Origin of the sequence: Caproicibacter fermentans (assembly GCF_009746625.1) — a bacterium.
GTDB classification, from domain to species: domain Bacteria; phylum Bacillota; class Clostridia; order Oscillospirales; family Acutalibacteraceae; genus Caproicibacter; species Caproicibacter fermentans.
In genome coordinates this window covers 1-2380 of the sequence record NZ_VWXL01000001.1, presented here as the reverse complement: position 1 = coordinate 2380, position 2380 = coordinate 1, and the positions used below count along the sequence as shown (strand labels likewise).

Annotated in this window: 2 pseudogenes; both read left to right on the top strand. The window is 50.6% G+C overall.

The window, feature by feature from the left end:
* Positions 1-205 precede the first annotated feature (205 nt).
* A pseudogene (locus tag CAFE_RS00010) lies at positions 206-1939 on the top strand (hypothetical protein).
* Positions 1940-2022: 83 nt separating this feature from the next.
* Positions 2023-2253 (top strand): annotated as a pseudogene (locus CAFE_RS00005) (DUF3852 family protein); the annotation flags it as partial.
* Positions 2254-2380 lie beyond the last annotated feature (127 nt).

Genomic DNA, 2380 nt, shown 5'->3' with positions numbered 1-2380 from the left:
GGATATTTACGAACAGATTCGTAAGATTATCGCAACGTGTTAGACGTCAGGCGGTGTCAAATGAGTAAACTTTCCTGTTACAATCGGCAATCGCATCATGTTAGACATCCGCCTGCTAAAGATAAAATATGAATTAGAAGTAGAAACTTTTAGGGAATTGCACGGCAGAAATGCTGTGCTTTTTCTTTTGCAAAGGAGGCGTTATATGAAGCGGATTTACAGCGTTTTACTTGTGCTTGCCCTGCTATGTTCCTCCCTGTGTGCTGTACCAGCTTATGCGGTTGGGGATGGGAACATAGATGGCGGTGGCGGCGGCATGGGCGATGGCACCAGCACCAACTCATGGACTCCGGGCAACGAGGGTGTGCGGGTGACAGTGGTTCGGGCAAGTGATCATGCGGTGGCTACAACACCAATTGATCTTTCAAATAAAAAACCTACTAATATTAGGCTGCACTTTGGTAAAGTCAGTAAACTTTCATATTCAAGTGTGCCTTCATTAAATCCAAGTGGGTAGAGTTACTCTTTTCATAATCCTGCACAATCGTTGCCTCGCATCGTCAGTACCAATGGTAGTAACAATATTGCCGCCATCAAAAGCTATTTTACGGATGAACAGGTAATTCGAAGCATTGCCGGTCTCACTGGAATGGACTTCGAAGTGTTAATCGGCGGCGAGTACAAGTTACTTTTAGAACCCATCGCCTATTACAAATTCGAGGGTGTGATGATTGCCACCACAGCCACAGAAGCCGCCATGTATGACGAGCAAGTCGGCGGTCTCCTGAGAAAGAAAATGGTATCTCTATCCCATAAGAATCTGCCACTGTCCATGTTCTTGGAGGTGGCTGATCTCGGATACTCGGCATGGTCAGGCAGCCGAAGCAAAGCCGCATCCAATGCAGAAATCAAGTCCTCTCTTGGTCTTGGCATCGTGCGGTTTAAGGATAAGCCTGCCGAGCCTCCGGAGGTTTCTGTGTATGACTACGAATACCGGGTGAACACCGAGGTCATCACAGCAATCACCGTCAGCGGCGGTCAGAGCGATCCGGATCATCCGGTATCGGCAACCTTTTATGTGAATGGCAGAAGCCACCGGGTCAGCAACATCTACTATCCCGATGGCGACAGCCAGCTGGCATGGATACGCTGGACAACGCCGAATACTCCGCAGCATATGACCATTACGGTTTCTGTGTCCGGAGGCGGCAGCTCCAGCAAGGCGACAATTAACGTAAATATCGTTGACCTTGATAAGAATCCTCCTCCCAATCCTGTGGCAGATGACCGCAATGACAGCTTTAGAAAATCCGCTGTTCCCAACAAGCCACAGCAGACCTCCGCCAGTTGGACGGTGTGGCGTCCTTGGTGGCAGGAGCATTGGGTCTGGCACAGTGACTGGAACTGGTACAGCGATGGTGACGGAGGCGGTCATTGGGAGGATGACGGTGAATGGGTCGACGAGGGCTGGTGGATGTTTGACCTCGACCGCTATCAGGCCAGCCTGTCGGCAAGCATGGCAATCAAGCCCGATGATAAAAGCCCAACCGCCAGCGGAACGGTCATGAAGTCCGGCTATGGGATCAATGAAATGATTTCTGCCAGAGTCAGCACCAACCAATCCTCGGCGGTAACCGGGGCGCAGACGGCGGTGACCTACTTCCCGGAATTCGGGTATCAGACCTACTGGAGGCTGCTGGAGCGCATGAGTTCCGGTTACAGCGCCCGGTTTGAGTTTCAGAAAAATCCCTACAGCACGTATAACCGCAGGACGCATTTTTCACCCATCTGGTTCCCGGATGGAAGCTATACCCCCTACACATGGCTGATTGATTGCTGGTCACCCGCTGGGATGCTCTCCATGAATCTCACGGACACCGTCACCATCCGGGATAATTTATGGACGGACTGGCATATTGCGCCGCAGAAACCCCATTAAAAACAGAGAAAAAAACAAGACCGCAGCCAATCAAAAGCTGCGGTCTTGCCATTCTCAATCCTATGAAGAAAGGTGGAAAATCAATGAAATCGAAACGAATTGCAATGCTCCTGTGCATAAGCTTACTGCTGTGTCTGATGTTCAGTACAACGGCCTATGCAGCGGGAACCGGGGATGTAGCCGGAGCCATTGAGGGAACGTGGACAACGGCCTCCCAGCAGATCAAAACCGTGGTCAACAAGGTGGTGTTCCCCGCCATTGACCTGATTCTGGCGGTGTTTTTCTTTGCTAAATTAGGCACGGCTTATTTTGATTGTGCGCCCGTAACGGCGATGTAATAATTCTGGATTTGGCAATCCAGCGGGTAAAAGCTCATTCGCCCGTCATCAACCGGCTTACCTGAGGGGGAAACCTCATAGGGGAAAATAGCACACCGGTAAA